This is a genomic window from Rhizobium sp. 'Codium 1' (genome assembly GCF_020889605.1).
GTDB classification, from domain to species: Bacteria; Pseudomonadota; Alphaproteobacteria; order Rhizobiales; family Rhizobiaceae; genus Allorhizobium; species Allorhizobium algae.
In genome coordinates this window covers 90504-109514 of sequence record NZ_JAJGPW010000006.1, presented here as the reverse complement: position 1 = coordinate 109514, position 19011 = coordinate 90504, and the positions used below count along the sequence as shown (strand labels likewise).

Here is a 19011-nt window from a genome sequence, read left to right as displayed (position 1 = left end):
ATGCTTCACCAGACCGTCGCAACCGGCCTGTCCCTTTCGAATGTCGTGATCCGTCTGGGCCGGAACAGCTTGATCGACCTTACGGCCGAGGTCCCTCCGGGTGCGGTCCTGACCGTCATGGGACCGTCGGGGTCTGGAAAGTCGACGTTGCTGTCCTTTGTCGGTGGGTTTCTCGATCCCGTTTTCGATGCGTCTGGGACGGTTTCCGTCGATGGTGCCAACCTTCTTTCTCTTCCTCCGGAAGCAAGAAGGGCTGGCATCCTCTTTCAGGATCCGCTTCTCTTTCCGCATATGACGGTCGGCGCCAATGTCGCCTTCGCAATCCCGGCGGAGATTTCCGACCGGTCACAGCGCCGACGGATCTCTGCCGAGATCCTCGCCGAGATGGATCTCGGAGGCTTCGAAGGCCGCGACCCGGCAACGCTTTCCGGTGGACAGAAGGCACGGGTCGCACTCGCCCGCGTTCTCGTTTCCCGGCCCCGACTGCTGTTGCTGGACGAACCCTTTTCCAAGCTCGACATGGATTTGCGCGCCCAGATGCGGTCCCTCGTCTTCGAGCGCGCGCGGGGAGCCGGCCTGCCGGTCATTCTCGTGACTCATGACGAGGCTGATGCCGAGGCCGCTGGCGGGTTCGTGCATCGGATCGGAGCAGCCAATGGCTGACGCCGGCACAATGGGGCAATCCGTGATCCTTCTCGGAGGTGGGCACGCGCATGTGGAGGTCGTGCGCCGGCTGGGGCGGCTTGGCCTCGGTGCGCAGATCTCGCTCGTCTCGCCGTCACGCCATGCGCCCTATTCCGGCATGTTGCCGGGTCATGTTGCCGGCGAATACGAATTCGACGACTTCCACATCGATCTCGCTCACCTCTGCGCGCGCAACGGTGTCACCTTTATCGAGACCGCAGCGATTGGCATCGATGCCCACCTCAAAAAGGTGTCGCTCGCATGCGGCGGCGACCTCGCCTATGACCTGCTTTCGATCGATATCGGCTCGACGCCCTCGCTTCCGGAAGGGATCTCCGGCGGCCTTTCCGTAAAGCCGATCTCGAGCTTCACGGACCGCCTGTCGCGCCTCGATGCCCTGGTTGCGGAGGGGCGCCCCCTTTGCCTCGCCGTGATCGGACAGGGGGTCGCAGGCGTGGAGATCGCCTTTGCGCTCAGGCGTCGTTTCGAGGGGCGGGATATCCGGATCGCCCTCGCCGGCCGGGCGGCCGGGCCGGTTCCAGAACGCAGCCGGCGGGCAAGGCTGCTCGTGGAACGGGCGCTGCATGCGGCGGATATCGCCCATTATCCCGCTTTCGATGTCATTGCCTTCGAGGATAACGTACTGACAGCCCGCGACGGGCGCCAACTGGCTGTGGACGCGGTCGTCTGGACCACCTCAAGCGGCGCGCCCGCATGGTTGCGTCAGACAGGGCTTGCCCTCGACGCAGGCGGCTTCATCAAGGTCGATCACATGCTGCAGTCAGTGTCCCAACCGCATGTCTTTGCCGCTGGCGATGTCGCCTCGCTGCCGGATCCTCGCCCGAAGGCGGGCGTATTTGCCGTCCGGCAGGGACCCGTTCTGGCGGAGAACATTCATCGGTACCTGTTGGGAAGGCCGCTGACGGTCTATCGCCCACAACGGTTCTGGCTGGTGCTGATCTCGCTCGGATACGGGCGTGCCATTGCAGACAAATGGGGCATGGCGATCTCCGGAAACTGGGTGGCCCGGTGGAAACATCGGACCGACAGCCGTTTCATGCAGCGCTATCGCTGAGGCGGGGGGACGGCTGATTGCGATCCGGTGTTTGCGAGAGATTGTCGGTAACGCAAGAGCAGTTTGCATTCGCAGGCGTGGTTCCCATCCGTGAAGGCTCCTGCCCGACAGCGACGCATACCAAACCGTTTCAATGAACCTGGGGGTGGCCTCGAGATATGGCGAATTCGGTGGAGCGACGTGAGTGTTTCTGTTGTTCGCAAAGGGCTGCGGACCCATGGATTACCCTTCCGCGGCGGGCGTTGCCGCGCTAGGCTCTCGCCATGAAAAAGATCTTAAATCCTGCCTCCGTCCGCCGTCCTTTCGGGCATTACAATCACGGTCTGCTCGTGCCGCCGGGTGCGAGCCTGCTCGTAACCTCCGGCCAGCTCGGCATTGGCCCTGATGATACGATCCCGCCCGATGTGACCGCGCAGGCCGAGCTGTGTTTCGAGGCGGTCAAGGCCATTCTCGAAGCGGCAGACATGACGTTCGCGGATGTGATCCGCGTCTCCGGCTTCGTCACGCGACGGGAAGATTTTCCAGCCTATATGGCGGTGCGCGATCGCTACACGCTCGATCCGAAGCCGGTCTCGACGCTCCTGGTGGTCGGTGGCTTCACGCGACCGGAATTCCTGGTCGAAGTCGAGGTGACAGCGGCCAAGGTCGTCTGACCGCCAGTCTTCTCTCAGAAGTTTTCCATTTCCCGGCGCACCTTCGCCATGAAGGCAGCGCGGGTTTCTTCCGTGCAGTTGTTCATGTCGTAATGGGCGAGGTATTTCACCGGTGCGCCGATCCCGATCTGGGCACGGAGCACCCGCTTGACGATTTTCTTCGGCGGGTTTCCGGCGAGGAAGGCGCGCATGGGGGTGGCGCCATAGGTCATGACGGCAGTGAGCTTCCTGATGTGGCGCAGCGTCGGCGTCAGCTTGCCGTCCACCAGATCAAAGGAAACTCCGGGCAGCCAGACGCGGTCGAAATAGCCTTTCAGCATCGCCGGAAAGCCGAAATTCCAGACGGGGGTGACGATGACAAGCGCTTCCGCCTTCTTCAGTCGATCGACATAGGGCTGAACCAGCGAAAGGTTGTCGGGAATGTCGTGATAGACGCGGCGATCATGGGCCGAGAGCACCGGGTCGAAACCCTCCTCATAGAGATTGCAGCCGTCGACTTCATGGCCGGCCTTTTCCAGGCTTTCGCAGGTGAGTTTGTAAAGCGCCCGGCCGAAGCTTTCATCAAGGGGATGAGAGTGGAGAACGAGTACGCGCATGTCAAAAGCTCCAAGTCGTTGCCCGCCGCTTTCGCAGTCGGGGTCCAGTTGAAAACTTCCGCGCCGTTTGTCCCAGAATCCCAGTCCTTCGCCGCCTGATGCCGAGGGATGGGGGATGCCATGTCGTGTGTCGCATGAGCCGGTGGGCCGGCCGGGAGTACCTTCGGAATGGGGTCGTTCCGGCGGTTATTCGCTGCGGCTCCGGAACGGGAAGCCGCAACGCATCTCGTGATCCCTATGAGGCTTCGGAAAGAACCTCCAGCCCGGGGAACAGGTAGTTCTTGCCGGCGGAGAAATCGAAGTCCGGGTTCTCCCAGGCGATCATCTTGCCGGGGTTGAGGAGGCCCTTCGGATCGGTTTCCTTCTTGAAGGCCAACTGGACCTGGTCGGTCTGCTTCATTCCCCCTTCCTCCAACGTGTAGCGGTGCGGGTTGAAGATCGGGCAGCCGTTTTCTTCGTGAATGCGGATAATCTCTTCCAGCCGCTCCTTGGTGGTGTAGCGCACCAGCGGCAGGCCGGCACACTGGATGTGGCCGTCAAACTTGATGAATTCCAGATGGCCGATCACCTCGTCTGGAAAGAGTTCGGTCATTACGCGGACCTTCTCGACATGGTCCGGGCCCGGATACTGCACCTGCAGATAGGTGATGTTGGTGTCGAGCTTCAGGGCGCGGAGCGTCGTGTGATTCCAGGCCAGCTCATAGGCATGCGGGATGCCCTTCATGCTCTCGACCGTGTCGGAACGGAAACGCACGTTCCCCTTCATCTTGTCGGCGAGCGCCAGGAAGGCTTCCATCGAATGGGGTGCCACCATGAGCACGACAACCGACTGACCTTCCTTCAGCCAGGGCTTGTGGCGGGTAAAGTAGTCGTAGGGAATGGGGGCGGCGATCGGGGCGACTTCCTTCAAGAGGATGCCGTTCTTGTGGGCGAGCGTATCCGCAAATTTCACCGCGTCCATGAAGTCGTCATAGCCGACGATGACGTCGACCCACTCGTAAGCCGGGGCGAGCGGCATCTCGACCTCGGTGATGATACCGTTGGTGCCATAGGCGTGGGAAACCTTCTGCAGGTCCCAAGCGGACAGTTCAAGCACGCGCGGTTCGGCTTCCATCGTGACGACGCGAAGGCGCAGGATATTTCCGAGGTCGCGCAAGCCGCCCCAGGTGATCGAGCCGACACCGCCGGAGCCGCCTGCGATGAATCCGGCAATGCTTGCTGTCTGCTTGGTCGAGGGGTGGAAGCGCAGTTCCTGGCCGGAATGTTCCTTGGTCTGGCGGTCAAGCTCGGAGATGATGATGCCGGGTTCGCATATGACGCGACCGGGCAGGATCTCCTTCACCTTGTTCATGTTGATGAGGTTGAGCACGATGCCGCCTGACAGGGGCATGGCCTGGCCGTAATTGCCGGTGCCACCGCCGCGCGGGGTAACAGGGACGCCATGGGCAAAGGCGACCTTCAAGGTGCGGATGACCTCTTCCTCGGTGGTCGCTGAAACGACGAGGTCACCGACGACATTGTCGAGTTCTTCCTTCAGGATCGGCGAATACCAATAGAAGTCACGGCTCTTCTGTTTGACCAGCGCCGGATTGTCCTCGACGGCGATGCCTTCCAGCTCTTCGATGATTTTGGCGTAGTCAGCCATGTCTAAACTCCAAGCAACGGGTCAAGTTCGCGGTAATCCGGCAGGCTGCGGTCGATGCCCATGCCATTCCGCATCACGATGCGGTCGGCCTGCGGACGGGAAAGAAATTCGCTCCAGCGGCGGGCACTGAAGAGGACGAGATCGGCGCGGCCGCCGACCGCAATGCGGCCGTGGTCAGGGCGCTTGAGGATGTCGGCCGGCGTGCGGGTGACGACCCTTGCTGCGGTGTCGAGCGGATGATCGAGATGGATGATGCGCACCGCTTCGCGGAAGACCTCGACGGGATCGAGATCACCATAGGCGTAGAAGGGATCACGGGTGTTGTCGGAGGAAACGGCGGTTGCCACACCCGCAGCTGACAGCTCGTGGAAGAGGGTAACGCCGCGTTGGCGGGGTGTGCGCCCGGACACGCGGTCCTGCAGATACATGTTGCACATCGGCAGTGACACGACCGCGAGGCCAGCTTCCGCCACCAGATCGATGGTGCGTTTCGCCAAATCCTCGTCCTGCCGGGCGAGCGAGCAGCAATGGCCGACGGTGACCGAACCCTCGAAACGGTTGCGGAGCTTGGCCTCGGCGATTGTCTTCAGTGTCAGAGTTTCCTTGTCCTGCGTCTCGTCTACATGCAGGTCGATATCGAGGCTGTTTTCCGAGGCTGTGCGGAAAAGGATGTCGAGCTTCTGGTCGAGGTCCGGCATCAGATAGGTGACGCCGCCGAGCAGGCCTCTATGCGCGACGATCACGTCGATGAGGTCCTTGAAGAAGGCCTCGTCGGTGATCTGGTCGAAGGGGAAAAGGGCTGAGGCCTGCAGGTCGATTTTGCCGGCCCAGGCGTCGCGGACTTCCGCGAAGACCTCGAAGGAGATGCGGTGCTGGGGCGCCAGGCTGTCGAGATGGGTGCGGATCAGGCTGGTGCCATGGGCGTAGGCCGTGCGCAGCGAGAATTCCATGCGGGCCTTGACGTCGGAAGCCGTCCAGTTGGCCTCCCGGTCGGATTTTACGGCTTCCAGCGCGCCCATGAAGTCGCCTGACGGGTTCGGACGGCGCTCCCAGATATGGCCCTTGTCGAGATGGGTGTGCATGTCGACGAAGGTCGGCCAGACCATGCCGTTCCTGAGATCGGTGGAAGGCAGGCCGGCAGGGGCTTCTCCCGGTCTCAGGATCGCCTCGACCTTGCCGTCTGCGACGACGATGTCGGCGTTGATCAGGCCCTCGCAGGCGGGGGCCTCCAGCCCGTCGACACAAATCTCGGGCAGTGTCGCATTGGCGAGAACGAAGCGCTTGGCGGCAGGGAGGGCGGTAATCGGACTCGACATCAGTTTTCTCGTTTCAGGCTGCTCTCGTGCCAGCGATGCAGCGCCAGCCAGGAAATGAAGGAGGTGATGGCAAAGATCACGACGCCAAGGCAGGAGAGCAGGAAGAGGGCGGCAAACAGGCGCGGAATGTTCAGACGGAACTGTGCCTCAAGCAGGCGGAAGGCAAGCCCCGAACCGGCGCCGGCCGAGCCTGCCGCGAATTCGGCGACGACGGCGGCGATGAGCGCGAGGCCGCCGCCGATCCGGAGACCCGTCATGAAATAGGGGAGCGAGGCCGGCAGCTTCAGATAGAGCAGCGTCTGCCAGCGCGAGGCGCCGTAGAGGTCAAAGAGATTGAGCAGGTTATGATCGACGCTCTTCAGGCCCTGGATCATGTTGGAAAGGATCGGGAAGAAGGCGACGAGAAAGGCGCAGATCAGCAGTGCCACCTGGGTCGAGGGCGAGTAGATCAGGATCAACGGCGCAATGGCGACGATCGGCGTGACCTGCAGGATGACGGTGATCGGGTAAAAGGCGATCTCGATCCATTTCGACTGCACGAGCGCGACAGCGATGCCGACGCCGCCCAGAAGTGCCAGCCCCAGCGACATCAGGGTGATCTTGGTGGTGACCCAAAGTGCCGGCGACAGCGTGCCCCAGTCTTTGAACAGGGCGCCGGCGACCACAATCGGGCCGGGCAGGATGTATTGCGGAACGCCGCTCACCCAGACGCCGACTTGCCAGACCACGATCAGCAGACAGACGACGATGATGGGGACGAGGATTTTCAGTAGCGTTTCGGCCGGCCCGGTCATCAGTGATGCTCCCCGTCCATGGCTTCGATGAGTGTTTTGGATACGGTTTCACAGGCCTGGCGATAGTCTTCCGAGGTCCGATAGAAGGCATCGCGGTCGAGGCTGGTCTGCAGCGGGAAATCCGCGTGCACGCGGCCGGGGCGCGCCTTCATCACCACGATGCGGCTCGAAAGGTAAGCGCTTTCGAACACCGAATGGGTGACGAAGATGACGGTGATGCCGGTTTCCTTCCAGAGCTTGAGCACATCATCGTTCAGCTTCTGGCGGGTGATTTCATCCAGTGCGGCAAAAGGTTCGTCCATGAGGAGGAGTTTCGGCTTGGTCACAAGCGCGCGGGCGATCGAAACGCGCATCTTCATGCCGCCGGAGAGTTCGCGCGGATAGGCGCCGGTGAAATCCTTCAGACCAACGCGGTCGAGTGCTGCCAGGATGTCTGCCGTGGCGGCGGCCTTCGAGATGCCGCGGAGCTTCAGCGGCAGGTAGACATTGCCGAAGACGGTTGCCCAGGGCATCAGCGTCGGCTCCTGGAAGACGAAGGAAACATCGCCTTCGGGCAGGCCCTTGGAGTTGATGCGTGAGCTTGGCCAATCGATCGTGCCGGTTGTTGTATCGCCCAGGCCGGCGATGATCCGGAGCGCGGTCGACTTGCCGCAGCCGGAGGGGCCGAGAAGGCTGACGAATTCACCACCGTTGACGGTGAGCGACATGCCCGTGAGTGCCGCCGTACCGTTGGAGAAGACCTTGGACACGTCCTTCATCACTACGAGCGCCCGGCGCTGTTCGGGAGGGGGCGGGGTGAAGGGGGATTCGGAACGTGACATTGACAGCCTTGGTATCTGAATGAACAGGAGTGCTCGGAATTTGCCCCTCACCTTACCGTCTCTCCGCATGCGGGGAGAGGGATGTCACCACATGCCGGCCCGGAACTCCTTCTCCCCGCAAGCGGGGAGAAGGTGGCGGCAATTCAGGCGCAACGCGTTGCGCCCGGGATGAGGGGCTGCCCCTTACTTCTTCAGCGCCATGCCAACGCCCTTGCAGACGAACTGCGTGGTGTAGGCCTTCTTGTAATCGAGGTCGGCCGGCTGGACACCGATCTGGACCATGGAGTCGAAGAAGGCCTTGTATTTCTCATCGGTCATGCACCCGATGCCCTTGTCCATCGCCTCACCGGACTCGACGATGCCGTATTCCTTCATCTTGGCGATCGAGTACTCGATCTGCCCATCGGTCATTTCCGGGTTGTCGACCTTGATCAGATCGTTGGCAGCCTTGTTGTCGCCGTAGAGGTAGTTGTACCAGCCTTCAGCCGAGGCATCGATGAAGCGCTGCACGACATCGGCCTTGGTTTCGACCATGGTCGTCGTGGTCGTGATCATGGTGGAATAGGGGTTGTAGCCGTTGTCGGCGAGAAGGAAGACCTTCGGCGCCCAGCCGGCCTGCTTCTCGATCTCATAGGGTTCCGACGTCAGGTAGCCCTGCTGGGCGGACTTCGGATCTGCAATGAAGGGGGCCGGGTTGAAGGTGTAGGGCTTGTACTTCTCGTCGGTGAAGCCCTCGAAATTCTTCTTCATCCACTCGTAATAGGTGACGTAGCCGTCCTTGCCCATGAAGATGCTGTCGAGCTTGGCGAGGTCCGCGAACGTCTCGATGCCCTGGTCGGGATGGGCGAGCAGGACTTGCGGGTCCTTCTGGAAGATTGCCGCGACATCGATCAGCGGGATGCCTTCCTTCACCGCGTCCATTTCGCCGAGCGGGCTGCCCATGTAGAAATCCACCTTGCCGGCGATCAGAAGTGCGCGGTTGGCTGCCTGCGGGCCGCCCTGGATAACCTTGACCTTCAGGCCGTACTTCTCATAGGTGCCGTCTGCCACGGCCTGATAGAATCCGCCGTGTTCCGCCTGGGCCAGCCAGTTGGTGCCGTAGGTGACCTCATCGAGGGCCAGCGCTGCGGAGGTGGAGCCAAGCGAAGCGGCAAGGCCCATCAGGGCAAAGAGGCTGGTCTTGGTGAGCATGTCGCGCATTGATTGTTCCCCTGTTCGTTGGAGGGCCCGTTCCGGGCTCCTTTTTAATCATTTGATCGAGTGTCATGCGCCTTGAAAAGCATCAAAATTCGCCCGCATCGATGCTTTTTTTGCACTGGTCGCATGAATGCTGCATAGTGATGCGGCATGGCTAAATTTTACGCAGCGGAGGTCCCGTGCTGCACTCCAGAAAGCTTCTCTACATCAATGAAATCGTGCGCTGTGGCTCAATCCGCAAAGCCGCCGCGCGCCTCAATGTCGCATCATCAGCAGTCAACCGCCAGATCCTCGCATTCGAAGAGGAGCTGGGTGCGCCGATCTTCGAACGCCTTCCCAAAGGTCTGCGCCTCACGGCCGCTGGCGAGCTCTGCGTAGAGCATATTCGTGACGTGCTGAAGAACTACGAGCGCCTGGAGGGGCGCATCCGGGGCCTCAAGACACCGCATGCCGGCAAGGTTTCGCTCGTGACGACCGTTGGCCTCGCCTCAGGCCCTCTGCCGGCAATTCTCGCGGGCTTCATTGCCGAACATCCCCGCGTGCAGATCAAGCTGCGCAATGACGGCGGCTCGACGACAATCAACCCGGTCCTGACCGGCGAGGTGGATCTCGGTCTCGGCTTCAACATCCCGGCAACGCCCGGCATTCGCACGCTTGCCAATTTCGATGTGCCCGTCGGCGTCGTGCTGCCGCCCGGGCATCGGCTGGCACGCGAAGAGGGGCCGGTCGATCTCGTTGAGGTGGTGCAAGAGCCGTTGATCCTCGCGCAGTCCGGTACCAGCCTTCGCAACATCATCGATCTCGCGCTCGCGCCGCTGCCGCTGCTGGTCGAGCCTGTGGTGGAGACGAACTCATCGGAGCTCATGAAACAGCTGGTGAAGGCTGGGACGGGCCTCACCTTGCTCAATCCGCTCGATGCTGTGGCGGAGTGTCGGCGCGGTGAGCTGATCTTCCGGCCGCTGACCGAGGCGCATATCCGCCATCAGCCAATGAAGCTGTTTGCCCGGGCGCGGGCGCCACTCGATTCTGCGACCAGTCTCTTTGTCGAGTATCTGATGCAGGAGCTGCTGGCACAGGTTCAGGATCTGAAAGCGCAGGGGCACATCCCCGAGACCATTCGCGGTCAAGGCTGAGGTTCGCTGGGGCGCCTTAGTCGGGAGCGTAGAGACTGGAGAGCGGGTATTCCGCGAGATCGCGCAGGAGCTCGATGAAGCCTGCGACCTGGTGCTTGCAGATCGCTTCGCCCTTTGCCGCCGTGCCCTTCGAGGCATCGCCGACCACGCCCTGCGGGTTGAGGTCATGGGCGATCCAGGCGAGGGAATGTGGCGGGAGGGGCGTGAGGAACTTTGAATTTGCTCTCATCTCCTCGGCCCTGGAGACAAAATTCTGAGCCTTGTCCATGCGCACCAGTTCGGGACGAAAATGCAGCATCAGCGAGGTCTCTACCTCCCCACCATGAATGCCATAGCGGCTTTCATGCTCGGAGATCATGCCGTCCGGATTGCCGAAGCGGCCCCATTGGGTGGAGACGACGGCCATCTGGTGGCGGACGCGCAATTCGCGGGCGACGATGCTCATGACATCGACATTGCCGCCATGGGAGTTGACGATGACAAGCTTGCGGATGCCAGCTTCTGCGACCTTGGTGCCGATCGCGGTCCAGGCGGGGATCAGGATTTCCGGACCGAAGGAAAGGCTGCCGGGGCCGTAGACGTGTTCATTGGCCTTGCCAATTTCCTGTGTGGGCAGGACGAGAAAGTCGAGGTCATCGGGACGTTGAACCATCAGTTCGGCCAGCATGCCGTTCGCAATCGCGACATCGGTTGCGATCGGCAGATGGGGGCCATGCTGCTCGGTCGAGGCGATCGGCAAAATGGCGATCGTAGTATCCGCAGGCAGAGTGGCGAAATCCGTCGTGGTCAGTTCATTCCAGAAAAAGGGTTTCGCCATGGCCGTGCCTCGCTGTCTCGTTCTTCCGATCGATAAGACAAAACAGCGGGCTGCGAAAAGCATCATATTCAGTGCGGGCCGTTGCCTTATTGCGCTCGCAGACGAGTGCGCTGGCCTCCCTGACGCTGCGCATGGCGTCAAAAGACGAAACCGGGATGTTCATTCCCGGTGCTTCCTTTTTGTCTCGCCCTGTCGCGCTGTCGCCCTGAATGCGCAGCGCTCACGCTGGAGCACGCTTGCGAGGGAATCGCGACGCGAAGACGCATTGTCGATGTGCCTGCTCCGCCCCAGATAACGATCGCGTCTGTACTTCAACTGTGGAAAGCCGATCATGCACCCCGAGGTCACCGTCTGGTTCGACAGCAGTTGCCCGCTGTGTCAGCGCGAGATTGCATTCATGCGACGCCTCGACCGGCGCGGGGCGATCCAATTCCTGGATGCCTGCGATCCTACGGTCGGCTGTCCGGTCGATCGTGCCGAGATCCTCACTCGCTTCCATGCGGAGGAGAATGGCCGGCTTTTGTCCGGGGCCGCGGCCTTCGCCGCGATGTGGCGGGCCATTCCCGTGCTCCGTCCGCTTGGGATCGCGGCCGGCTGGCCAGCTCTCACACCGGCCTTCGACGCGGCTTATCGCGGTTTCCTTCGGATCCGGCCTCGGCTTCAACGACTGTTGCGCTGAAGCCTGAGAGGCCGGGGACAATTCTTTCACTGAGGCATTGGAATTGCCGTGGCCGTTGACGGTAGTGCTTGCTCGCTCGAAGCCACGGCCTGCTGAGGCTGGTCGCGAGATGGCTCACTGCGTGAGACGGAGGCTGGTGTTCTTGTGGGTGCCGCGTCGGCAGCCGGGGCCGAATAGGCATAGGTGGTTGTGGTCTGGTGAAGCGATCCCAGTGCCAGTCCGGGCTGTGCCCCTGCACCTCCAAGTGTCAGTCCGCCGAGAAGGCCTGCCAATATCTCCGGCCCGATGTCGGGGTGACAGTAGCGGAGGCGGATTGTGATGGGTTCCGCGAGCGCAACGGAGGCAGTCTTGTCGAGGGCCTGCCAAGCATAGACACAGCCGCCCTTGTTGCCGAGTTTTCCGGTAGCCGTGCCATATGGCCCATAGCTGTTTCGTCCGACGACGGGGTCGATGCTCATGCGGACGCCGGGAAAGTCGGCCTGAAGCGCCTTGGCGATTTCATTCCGGCCTGGCCCGCGTGGGCCATATCGGGTCGATGCCGATGCTGCAATCAGAGTGAGCCTGTTGTCGCCGGGCACGGTCGTCCTGTTGACATAGATGATGTCCTGCGTGGTTCCGTCGCTGCCCATGTATTGCCGCACACTGAGCGGGGCTTCGCCGAGGCTGGTGAGGCTCGCGCGGGCCATGTGAGCAGGTAGCTCGCGGTTGCCGGTTTGCGCCGTTCCGGCAGCCGACGTCATGCCCTCGAGAAAGGGATCTTCGACGGTGGTGCAACCGTGAAGCCCAAGGAGTGCCAGGATAAGGAGACCGGGTGCCTTCATCGGGTTATCCCCATGCGCTCGTTGATTGCCGCTATGCCGCGGCTATTGGCCGGGTCCGCCATAACCTGGTTGAGCTGCGCGAATATTGATCGGGACTGGGCGAGATTGCCGAGATGGTAGTGGCTCCAGGCACGCATCTGGCTGATGCCCACTGGTTCCGGCACGAGCTGAAGGCGTACATTGAGCGCTTCGAGAGTCTGGCGATATTGCTTGCGGTCGAAAGCGCTCCGTGCCTTCTGCCACAGGAGTTCGGCCCGCAGTTCACGTTCGCGCAGGGGCGTCAGGGGCTGTCTCATCAAGAGGGCTTCGGCATCATCGGTAAGCTTGGCGCGGAGCAATGTGAGCCCCAAGCCGTAAGCTGCATCATCCGCCTTGCCGCCGCCGCGGGCCAGGCCGTCCGTGAATGCCTGGCGGGCTTCGGCCAGATGATTGAGCCCGAGCAGGCACCAGCCCTTGGACACCTGCACGTCCGGCCTGAGCTGCCCTCTTGCCTCGAGTTTCCTGAGGTCTGCAATGCAGGCGCCATAGTCCTTCTTCTGCAGGCTGGAGAGATAGCGCGCTTCGATCCCGCCCGGAGCGTTCACGGCTTTGCCACCCTTGCCTTTGGGCTCGGCAGCAGACTTGATTTCGGCGAAAACGGTAAAATAGACCTCCCCGTACTGCGCGCGAAGTTCGTTGATCTCGGCCTTCTGACCAAGCCGCGTCATTGACAGGAGCATCCCCTTCAGGCTGTCCGCTTCCGGCTGCCAGTCGAATGCCTTGGCGAACCAGGCGCTGGCCGGCTGGAACTGCCGGGAGTTGTAGGCATACCAGCCGAGAAGGCGGGCATGGTCTGCCGACTCCGTCTTCTGGATGGCCTCCGAATAGCGGGTAACAACCCGGTCTTCGATCTTCGTCTTGCCTTCGCCCTTGAAGGCGAACGACAATTGATCCGCGAGAAATGCGTCTTCCGCACTCAAGAGATCGAGATGCTCGGACACGAAGGCAAAGGCCTCCGCATCCTCCGAGAGATGGACATGGCTCAGCGCGAGGCCGCGCACGGCTTCCGGCGTCGGATGATCCTCCATCAAGCGCTCAAACCACGACGATGCCTCTTTCGGCTGCTCGATCTTGAGCAGATACCAGCCCATCAGTGCGAGATCCTTCGGGGACCCGGACGTTTCGGCCACCTGCCGGACTGCAGCCAGGACCTCGTCACCGGGGCGCGGTGCGCCCGGGACACTCGCGGCATAGTCCCCGATCTCCCGACGCATCAGGTCGAGTTGCAGGGGACCCATGCCGAGTGCGAGGTCGGGATCGGCCGACAGGACCTGCATGGCTTCGCGAAGGCCCGCGGCCGGAACGTCTTCGATCGCCTTCTGCAGGGTCGTCAGCACGAGCTCCTTGGAGAAGGCCTTGTCCTGCCCGCGAAACAGGATGCCGCGGTAGAGGTTTGTCAGGGCGTCGCGCATATCGTTTGCCCTGTAGGCATCGATCATCATCCAGAGCAGGTCGATCTCGGTCTCCTGCATCGGATCGAGGCCAGCGCCAATTCGAACGAGTGTCGCAAAATCCTTGGCCTCATGGGCGGCTGTGATTGTGTTGCGCAGCTTTCGGCGTTCGAGCTTCATGCGGAAGTCGTCAGACGGTTCCCAACCGGGATTTGCGGCCGCGATCCGGCTGATCTCCTGGTCGATCCCGGCATAGTCGTCACGCTCGTACAGCTGCCAGAGGCTGCTTTCATCCACCGTGTTGCCGGCGTCCGGGGCGTAAAGATCTTCGGGAAGAACGAAGTCGGGAAACCTCACTTCCAGGCGGCGGGTTTCAGCCTCGACCCGATCGGCCTCGCCGTTCTTCGCATAGAAGTAGAGTGCGGCAAGATCGACGCTATCGGGTGCTGACTTGAGTTCCGGCTTCGCCGCCTCGTTCACCGCTTCCATGGATGGTGGCGCCATGGTCGATGCGGCCTGACGAACGACCAATGGCGCCGCCGTGAGGGGCATGGCCAAGGCGAATGTGGTGAGGATCGTGCCGGCACACAGTGCGGCGGCTCTGCTGTTCTTGTTCATTCGACTGTCCTCACGCCCTTGCGCGGCACCGTGTAGCCAATCCACCAGCCAAACCCGCCCATCAAGAAAACGACGAGCGCAACGTAGATCATGAAGTTGTCCGAGAGCCAGGCTGCCGCGAGGCGTCTGAGATTGGCGGGGCTCGTGTCCGTGATCGGGAAAAAGCTGTAGGCCTGGGGTTTGCGGTTGACGAGTTCCAGATCGGAACGGCGGATAATGGACTCCTCGCCCTCAAGCGCAGTCCATGTTCCGGGCCTTGTCAGGGCGGCCACACCCAGAGAAAGCGAGACTTCATCGGTTGCGCTGACAATGGTCCAGACGGCATCGCTGTCCGGCACTTTAGACTGCCTCAAGCTCACCAGACGGTCCTGTGTCTCGATGTGGACATCGTCGCCGATCTCTCTGTAGGTCAGCCAGCGGTTTACTGTGGTTGCCGCCGCAGACAGCCAAGCCGTGATCCGGCTTTTCGCGGACAGTTTGTCCTCTTCCAGTTGGGTCTCCACCTGAAAAGCGTTGAGCAGTGCCTCGGAGTGGGACGACGGACCAGTTCCGCCGATGGACGCCGTGACCAATGCGTCGGTCGCCGCCATATGAAGGCGGTTTCCCTTGGGGACCACCAATTCAGCGCTTTCCGTGGCGCCTCCGTCGGCGTTCACGACGAGAACGTTCCCCGTCGTCTTGGCCGGGTCCGGGCGACCGATCTTCACCTCGGCAGGCAAGGGGTGGCCTGCCGAAATCGCCATGCGAGCAAGGACGGTCAGTGCCGAGCCCAGGCGCGCCGGGGTTGGGGCATCGACGTAGATGTCGAATGCGCCGGCGCCGGCGAAGGGGAATGATTTTCCGGCGAATGCTGCGAGATCCGGCAAGCGCCCTGCGCGTGCCAGTGGCGGGATCTTGACGGTGGTCTCCTGCAGCAGCAGGAAACGGGAGCGGCTTTCATCGCGTGCCGCCGGATCGCAGGCGAGATCGCCTGATGTCGGCAGTTCCGCGAGGATGCGGACATGATTGACGCCAGGATGGAAGGCCCGCAGCGGCAGTTCGAGGGGTTTGTTCTCGAGCCTTACGCCTTCCGGATCGTGGAGAATCTGGCTTGCCGCCGCGCGCTCGTTGACGCGCACGAGGATCTGGGTTCCCGCAGCAAGGCCCGGTGCCGTTGCCGCATTCAGATGCAGGTCTACCGTCGCGTAGTCACCCGGGTAGAGGTCGGCCGGCATCACGATGTCGAAACTCGTCTGGAACAGGCGCCCGGAAAACGGGGTGGTACGGTAGCCCACCTCGGAGAGTTCGTGGGTGCCCGGCTGGTTGCCGTCAATGATGCCGCGCGCGGCCGCCAACTTGTTAGCCCGAATCAGGGGTTGGAGCGGACCATTCACGGCGGCCAGCAGGAATGCCTGGGTCTCAGCTATGCCGGAGGCGCGCAGGGTGACGGCGTACCGACCGGCATCGCCCCGGCGCACGGAAAGTCCGCGCGGCGCCCCCGCCAGCGCATCGTGCGCCGATTGCGGCAGATCGGCATCATCCAGGTCCCCCACGTAGACGTCGATGCCCGGCCCCGTGCCTTCGAGTTCACCAAGGCTGACGACAATGTCTTTGCGCCCGAGGACCAGAGCAAGCGTCTGCATCAGTGGGAGACTATCCCGGAGGGCGGTGTTTGCCGTTTCCGACTTTGCAATCAGTCGGATTTCGGTTGCTGCATCTCCGTTGCGTCCGACCGAAAGCAGGTTCGCAAGATCGCCGTCCTTTGCCGGGACTCCGGCCACGAAGCCGCTCACGAGGGTGTCAAACTGGCTCCACAATTCGTAGCTCGCTTCGATGCTGCAATCGATGCGGTGGTGCTGGCGAGCACGGATCCGAACAGTGTTCCAACCGGTCACGAGGTCTTTGGCCGCAACCGGCAAATCACGGGTTGTCGGACCGTGCGGTGAGCGGATCGGGAAGCTCGAAAGCGGCTTGCCGTTCAGTTCGACATCGACAGTTGCATCGTCGGGTAGGACCGATACCGCATTCGTATAGCTGAGGCGCAATGCGCCGCTGGTCGCTGCCTGGTCGGGCGAGAGGTAGAATGTGAGTTCACGGACGGCATCTTCGCCCTCCATCCGCATCTCGCTTGCCGATTGGCGGAACGACACCAATTGGGATTGGCCACCGGAAACCGGTGCGGTTGAGCCGGAGGAGATCGTCGGAGGTGTGAGCTCGCTCGCGACGGTCGAAAGGTTCGGTGCCACCAGCCAGAGTGCGGTTGCGGCAGACAAAAGAACGGTCAGTTTTCGCTTACGCATATGCCGTTCCTCTCTGTGTCGCCGACACGGCGGCGGGAGTGTCCCGGCGTAAGCCCGGAGCATGGATGACCATCGGCGCATCCGGATGCGATACTTCCGTGGTTTCCCGCACCAGACGGAGCGCATAGGTGAAGCCGCGAAGCGTCTCGGTGACCGTCCACAGGGCAAACCGGATCGTGCCGGTAAAAAAGCCCTTGTGCTTCTGGACACGGTTCCAGCGATCCTGCAGCGGCTGCTGGTCGCAGTACATCATCTCGGCAATGGCGACGAAGGTTTCGGGGGTCCGTTCGGCAAAGGCGAAGCCGAAGTCCGTCTCGTCGGGGCGTCGGATCACGCTTCTGCAGATGAGTGGGACCTCCATGCTGCGACCGTGGCGACGCACTTCGATGACGGCTTCATGCCCCTTGTCGATCCCATCGACCGGCTTGCCATCGATGAACTGGAGGGCAAGGCCACCGCTCGAGACGTCCCCGATGATGACGGCGTATCCGGTGCCGTCGAGATGCAGGATCGCGTGGCGGCGCACGTGGAGACGCGGGTTGCGTCGGCGCTCCCGGCGCTCGGAGACCGACCCCAATGCCGCACCGGCGACACCCATGTTGATGATGTTCCAGCCGGCAACGATCAGCAGCAGTTCCGATGGCATGGCCTCGGTGGTGTAGCGCCAGATGGCATAGCAGGTGGCCGCAAGCAGCAGGAAGAAGACCAGGAAATAGGGGCGGGCGAGGGGAGACAGTTTGCTCTCGTCGAGTGTCTGTCCCTTCGAGGTGACGTTGAAGGTCGGCTTGCGCGGATTGCGCACGACGCTGAGGATCGCGCCGAAGAGCATGACCGACTGTACATATTCATAGAGTTCCGACACCCAGGGCCAGCGCACGCGGCCGAAAAGATAGCTCTGCATGGCGAAGGACGAGATGAGGTAGGTGACCGAATAGCATACGAATTCGGTGATGTTGGCTTCGAAGATCTGCAGCGAGAAGAATATGTAGAGCAACGGCGAGAACATGAAGGTCAGCCGTGTGAGCGGAAAGAGCCAGAAGAGGTTCGTGCCGGCGTAGCAGATGCGCTGCGCCGTGGTCAGGCCGCGTTGCAGAAAGGGACGGTTGAGTGTCAGGATCTGGAGCATGCCCTGCGCCCAGCGCACACGCTGGCCGATGAAGGAGACCAGGGTTTCCGGCTGCAGACCGGCAATCAGCGGCTTGTCGACATAGAGGCTGTGCCAGCCGCGGCAATGAAGCGCCAGCGCGCTTTCGCAATCCTCGGTGATGGATTGACCTGAAAAGCCATCGGTTTCCTTCAGGGCTTTACGGCGCAACACGGCTGCAGAACCGCAGAAGAAGGAGGCATTCCATTTGTCCAGTCCGCGCTGCACGACAGAGTAGAACATCTCGTTCTCCGACGGCATCTTGCCGAAGGTCTGAAGGTTCTTTTCCACCGGGTCCGGATTGAGGAAGTAGTGCGGGGTTTGCACCAGGAAGAGCTTCTCATCCTTGGAGAAATAGCCGACCGTTTCGTTTAGGAATTCGCGCACCGGTGCATGGTCGGCATCGAAGACGACCACCAGTTCCCCTGATGAGATCTGAAGCCCGGCATTCAGATTGCCGGCTTTGGCATGGCTGTTTTCGGCACGGGCGTGGTAGTGAACGCCCAGGGCCGCGGCGAGCGCCTGCAGTTCCTCCCGGCGCCGTCGGGCAGCGATCGCGGCGCGCGGATCGGACTGGCTGCATTTGGCGTCCGTGCCGCCGTCGTCCAGAAGATAGACATTCAGCTTGTCTGCCGGATAGTTCATCGACTTCGCCGCTGCAAGTGTCAGCGCGAGCAGGTCGGCAGATTCGTTGTAGGATGGAACGAAGACGTCGACCGTCGGCTTTTCGCTGTCCTGCAGCCGTGGTGCCGGGTTGCGCTGTAGGGGATCGGCGACGATGAAGAAGTTGATCGCCAACATCACCAGGCAATACATTTCCGCCGCGTAGAGAATGATGCCGGGAATGAAGTTCAACGGCTCGTGGATGTCCGGCAGTGTCTCCGTCGTGCGCCAGAAAGCATAGCGCAACGCGAGGACGGCCGAGAAGACGAAGGTCATCAGACGGAAAGTCTTGTTCTGCGGGCGCATCATGAACAGGAGCATCAGCCCCAAAATGGCCAGACTGAGAACCAGTTGCGCCTGGAGGCTGATTGGCAGCCAGAGCAGGAACACACCAAGAAGGCCCGCAAAGATCGCGGGCAACGCAACGCACATCATGTGCCAAACCCCATGTTTCACCCCACCGCAGCGTCATCTGCGGCGATCCCTCGCAAGGAACATCCGGCATAAAGGGGGGTATTTCTTAGTAAATTGCTAAGGTCACGGGGCTCTCCCGTGACGCAAATTTGGGATTCTGACCCTATGAAATTTAGCGTAATATGCTGATTTCAAACACTATTGTTCATTGGAATTTCCGGGTTTTCGGATG

General features: G+C 61.7%; 17 protein-coding genes. 5 read left to right on the top strand and 12 right to left on the bottom strand.

The annotated features are described in order from the left end of the window. From LJE98_RS15455 to LJE98_RS15445, 3 genes are all read left to right on the top strand, one after another. Positions 1-663, top strand: coding sequence for an ATP-binding cassette domain-containing protein (locus LJE98_RS15455; protein WP_229576115.1), 663 nt, complete (start codon positions 1-3; stop codon positions 661-663). Further along, the gene (locus LJE98_RS15450; protein WP_229576114.1) at positions 656-1759 is read left to right on the top strand and encodes an FAD-dependent oxidoreductase; all 1104 of its coding nucleotides are present in this window, start codon (positions 656-658) and stop codon (positions 1757-1759) included. The genes LJE98_RS15455 and LJE98_RS15450 overlap by 8 nt, the downstream gene beginning before the upstream one ends. A gap of 263 nt (positions 1760-2022) precedes the next feature. Next, positions 2023-2412: a RidA family protein gene (locus LJE98_RS15445; protein WP_229576113.1), complete on the top strand. Its 390-nt coding sequence runs from the start codon at positions 2023-2025 to the stop codon at positions 2410-2412. Between the two features lie 14 nt (positions 2413-2426). Here the strand turns inward: LJE98_RS15445 and LJE98_RS15440 are convergent, their stop codons facing one another. The 6 genes from LJE98_RS15440 to LJE98_RS15415 all read right to left on the bottom strand — a co-directional run bounded on the left by LJE98_RS15440 (position 2427) and on the right by LJE98_RS15415 (position 8784). Then, positions 2427-3008, bottom strand: coding sequence for an NAD(P)H-dependent oxidoreductase (locus LJE98_RS15440; protein ID WP_229576112.1), 582 nt, complete (start codon positions 3006-3008; stop codon positions 2427-2429). 235 nt (positions 3009-3243) lie between these two features. Beyond that, the gene (locus LJE98_RS15435) at positions 3244-4653 is read right to left on the bottom strand and encodes an FAD-binding oxidoreductase (RefSeq protein ID WP_229576111.1); all 1410 of its coding nucleotides are present in this window, start codon (positions 4651-4653) and stop codon (positions 3244-3246) included. 2 nt (positions 4654-4655) lie between these two features. Further along, positions 4656-5969 carry a cytosine deaminase gene (locus tag LJE98_RS15430; RefSeq protein WP_229576110.1) on the bottom strand — a complete coding sequence of 438 codons (1314 nt, stop codon included), beginning with the start codon at positions 5967-5969 and terminating at the stop codon, positions 4656-4658. Beyond that, positions 5969-6763: an ABC transporter permease gene (locus tag LJE98_RS15425; protein WP_229576109.1), complete on the bottom strand. Its 795-nt coding sequence runs from the start codon at positions 6761-6763 to the stop codon at positions 5969-5971. Before LJE98_RS15425 ends, LJE98_RS15430 begins: the two co-directional genes overlap by 1 nt. Further along, on the bottom strand, positions 6763-7584 hold the full coding sequence (locus LJE98_RS15420) for an ABC transporter ATP-binding protein (protein ID WP_229576108.1): 822 nt from the start codon (positions 7582-7584) through the stop codon (positions 6763-6765). Before LJE98_RS15420 ends, LJE98_RS15425 begins: the two co-directional genes overlap by 1 nt. A gap of 183 nt (positions 7585-7767) precedes the next feature. Further along, on the bottom strand, positions 7768-8784 hold the full coding sequence (locus tag LJE98_RS15415) for an ABC transporter substrate-binding protein (RefSeq protein WP_229576107.1): 1017 nt from the start codon (positions 8782-8784) through the stop codon (positions 7768-7770). Positions 8785-8960: 176 nt separating this feature from the next. Here LJE98_RS15415 and LJE98_RS15410 point away from each other — a divergent pair, with 176 nt between their 5' ends. Further along, positions 8961-9914 (top strand): LysR family transcriptional regulator, encoded by a 954-nt coding sequence (locus LJE98_RS15410; RefSeq protein WP_229576106.1) that lies wholly within the window; start codon positions 8961-8963, stop codon positions 9912-9914. A 16-nt stretch (positions 9915-9930) separates the two neighbouring features. Here LJE98_RS15410 and LJE98_RS15405 read toward each other — a convergent pair whose 3' ends face one another. Next, positions 9931-10731 (bottom strand): creatininase family protein, encoded by an 801-nt coding sequence (locus tag LJE98_RS15405; protein WP_229576105.1) that lies wholly within the window; start codon positions 10729-10731, stop codon positions 9931-9933. Further along, entirely contained in the window at positions 10706-10894 is a 189-nt protein-coding gene (locus LJE98_RS15400; protein ID WP_229576104.1) for a hypothetical protein, read from the bottom strand. Before LJE98_RS15400 ends, LJE98_RS15405 begins: the two co-directional genes overlap by 26 nt. 168 nt (positions 10895-11062) lie before the next feature. Here LJE98_RS15400 and LJE98_RS15395 point away from each other — a divergent pair, with 168 nt between their 5' ends. After that, a complete protein-coding gene (locus tag LJE98_RS15395) occupies positions 11063-11410 on the top strand; it encodes a thiol-disulfide oxidoreductase DCC family protein (protein WP_229576103.1) in 348 nt (115 codons plus the stop codon). A gap of 26 nt (positions 11411-11436) precedes the next feature. Here the strand turns inward: LJE98_RS15395 and bcsN are convergent, their stop codons facing one another. Genes bcsN through bcsA form a run of 4 tightly spaced genes read right to left on the bottom strand, consistent with a single transcriptional unit; the run spans position 11437 to position 18800 of the window. Then, on the bottom strand, positions 11437-12231 hold the full coding sequence (bcsN, locus tag LJE98_RS15390) for a cellulose biosynthesis protein BcsN (protein ID WP_229576102.1): 795 nt from the start codon (positions 12229-12231) through the stop codon (positions 11437-11439). Next, on the bottom strand, positions 12228-14279 hold the full coding sequence (locus LJE98_RS15385; RefSeq protein ID WP_229576101.1) for a tetratricopeptide repeat protein: 2052 nt from the start codon (positions 14277-14279) through the stop codon (positions 12228-12230). The genes bcsN and LJE98_RS15385 overlap by 4 nt, the downstream gene beginning before the upstream one ends. Further along, positions 14276-16558, bottom strand: a complete 2283-nt coding sequence (locus LJE98_RS15380) for a cellulose biosynthesis cyclic di-GMP-binding regulatory protein BcsB (RefSeq protein ID WP_229576100.1) — start codon at positions 16556-16558, stop codon at positions 14276-14278. Before LJE98_RS15380 ends, LJE98_RS15385 begins: the two co-directional genes overlap by 4 nt. Beyond that, the gene (gene bcsA / locus LJE98_RS15375; RefSeq protein ID WP_229576099.1) at positions 16551-18800 is read right to left on the bottom strand and encodes a UDP-forming cellulose synthase catalytic subunit; all 2250 of its coding nucleotides are present in this window, start codon (positions 18798-18800) and stop codon (positions 16551-16553) included. The genes LJE98_RS15380 and bcsA overlap by 8 nt, the downstream gene beginning before the upstream one ends. Between the last annotated feature and the right edge of the window lie 211 nt (positions 18801-19011).